2 protein-coding genes and 1 pseudogene are annotated in these 1617 nt (G+C 62.8%); all 3 read left to right on the top strand.

Annotation, left to right across the window (positions count from 1 at the left end; translation table 11 throughout):
- Window positions 1–240 (top strand): annotated as a pseudogene (locus IAG41_RS22835) (NADP oxidoreductase coenzyme); the annotation flags it as partial.
- A 52-nt stretch (window positions 241–292) separates the two neighbouring features.
- Window positions 293–742 carry a nuclear transport factor 2 family protein gene (locus IAG41_RS22830; RefSeq protein WP_187731008.1) on the top strand — a complete coding sequence of 150 codons (450 nt, stop codon included), beginning with the start codon at window positions 293–295 and terminating at the stop codon, window positions 740–742.
- Window positions 743–779: 37 nt separating this feature from the next.
- Window positions 780–1412, top strand: coding sequence for a class I SAM-dependent methyltransferase (locus IAG41_RS22825; RefSeq protein ID WP_187731007.1), 633 nt, complete (start codon window positions 780–782; stop codon window positions 1410–1412).
- Window positions 1413–1617: the final 205 nt, after the last annotated feature.

The raw sequence follows: 1617 nt of genomic DNA, 5'->3' as shown, positions 1-1617 counted from the left end.
GGCTTCAACCATTTGGTCGCCGGCGTGCTTGAACAGGATCCGGCGGTCCATGGCGGCCGGAGAGTCGTGTTCCTGGCGAGCGACGATGATGGCGCCGCAGACGAGATCGGCGCGCTTGCGGAAAATCTAGGCTTCGCGCCGATCAAACTTGGCGGGCTTTCGGAAGGTGGACTGCTGGTGCAGGCGCACGGCAAGAGCTGGGGGCATCTGATCTTCAAGGATCTAATCAAGTTCGACTGAGGAGCGCGAGGCTCCCCGCCGGCAGAGTCACATGCGAAATGGAGGAATTCCCATGAGTATTGAGAAGAACATCCAGGCCGTGAAGGACTTCTTCGCCGCCATCGCCCGCGGCGACAAGGAGGCTCTGCTGGGACTGGTCGCCGAGGACATTGAGTGGATCATTCCCGGTGAGGACTGGCCGCTGGCCGGTACGTACCGCGGGCACGCGGGGCTGGCGGATTTGCTCGAGACGGCGTCAAGGTCGATCGAAACGTCGACGGAACCCCGCGAGTTCGTGGCCCAAGGAGACCGGGTCCTCGTCATCGGCTTCGCGAGGGGAAGGATCAAAGCCACTAACAAGACGTTCGAGGACGACTGGATCTTCGCGATCACGGTCCGCGACGGCAGACTGACGAGCATCCGGGAGTATGTCGACACGCAGGCATTGGCGCGGGCCACCGAAGTCGAAACGAACCCGACTCCCTCGCCCATCGACACCGAAGCCGCGCAACGGGCTTCGTAAGCGCGCTCGTTGATGCTCAGCTGCAAAGGAGATCCCGATGTACGACCAATCCAAGCAATCCGAGTTGATCCGGTTCGCACGCGTCGATGCGGGCTCCACCGTCATCGACGTTTACCCAGGCGACGGCGACTGGACGCGTCTCTTCTCCGATGCCGTCGGACCCGAAGGGCGGGTCTACAGCTTCGTGCCGGCCGAAGTCGCTGGCTTCAAGAACGACCCGGTCGGCCTCATGCGAACGCTTGCGAAAGAGCCGGGCCGAGAGAATGTCGAAGCCGTGTCGGAGGATCTCGTCGCGATGCCGGCGGCCACGCAGCCCGCGGACGTCCTTTGGCTGCACCTGTTCTACCACGATCTCCACACTGCGCTGATCCAGACGAAGGGCGCGACCGCGGCCGACTTCAACCGGGCCGTCTACGAGCGGCTGAAGCCCGGTGGGTCCTACGTCATCGTCGATCACGCTGCTGCCGCTGGGTCGGGCACCAGCGACACCCAGTCGCTGCATCGGATCGATCCCGCGTTTGTCCGCGAGGAAGTCGAGGCGGCCGGTTTCGCGCTGGACTCGGTAAGCACCATGCTCGCGAACGACGACGATCGGCACTCGATCAAGGTGTTCGATCCGTCGATCAAAGGTCAGACCGATCGCTTCGCTTTTCGGTTTGTGAAGCCCTGACAGATCCGGCGCCACCCCCAAGCGAATTTCAGTAGACCAGCTTATTGGGCAGCGGCCGCAATGCTCCCATCTCCTGATCGGTTTTGCGCAGCCAGCACTCGCAACGCCTGCGTCTCCGTACCGTCGAACCTACGGACCCGGCTTCAGTCGAATGGCCGCTTTCCTCGATCTGATCACTGACAGCTGTCAGTCGGCAACCGGCCCA

The sequence above is a fragment of the Sphingomonas sp. JC676 genome, assembly GCF_014489075.1.
Lineage (GTDB): Bacteria > Pseudomonadota > Alphaproteobacteria > Sphingomonadales > Sphingomonadaceae > Sphingomonas.
This window is presented reverse-complemented; position numbering and strand designations above follow the sequence as displayed.